Origin of the sequence: Streptomyces cyaneofuscatus, from assembly GCF_000718135.1 — a bacterium.
In the GTDB taxonomy this organism is placed as follows: domain Bacteria; phylum Actinomycetota; class Actinomycetes; order Streptomycetales; family Streptomycetaceae; genus Streptomyces; species Streptomyces cyaneofuscatus.
The window spans coordinates 1-483 of sequence record NZ_JOEM01000085.1; the positions used below are offsets into that span (position 1 = coordinate 1).

At 68.9% G+C, this 483-nt stretch carries 1 pseudogene; it reads left to right on the forward strand.

The window, feature by feature from the left end:
• A pseudogene (locus IF17_RS01000000136940) lies at positions 1–483 on the forward strand (ATP-binding protein); the annotation flags it as partial.

The following is a 483-nucleotide window of genomic DNA, read 5'->3' on the forward strand; positions in this document are numbered from 1 at the left end:
GGCCGGGGCATGGAGATCGTCTACGACGAGACCCGCCTCGCCTCCTACATCTCCGAGTCCACCGAGATCAGCCCGACCCGCCCGGTACTGGTCGACCGCTTCCTGGATGACGCGATCGAGATCGACGTCGACGCCCTCTACGACGGCACCGAGCTCTACCTCGGCGGTGTCATGGAGCACATCGAGGAGGCCGGCATCCACTCCGGCGACTCCGCCTGCGCCCTGCCCCCGATCACCCTGGGCGGGTTCGACATCAAGCGGCTGCGCGCCTCCACCGAGGCCATCGCCAAGGGTGTCGGGGTGCGCGGGCTGATCAACATCCAGTTCGCGCTGTCCGGGGACATCCTCTACGTCCTGGAGGCCAACCCCCGCGCCTCCCGCACCGGTCGCGAACCGGGACAAGCGGTCGATGATCTTCCCGGCCCGTGAGCTCGTCGCCCACGGGTTCGAGCTGATGGCCACCTCCGGCACCGCCGAGGTCCT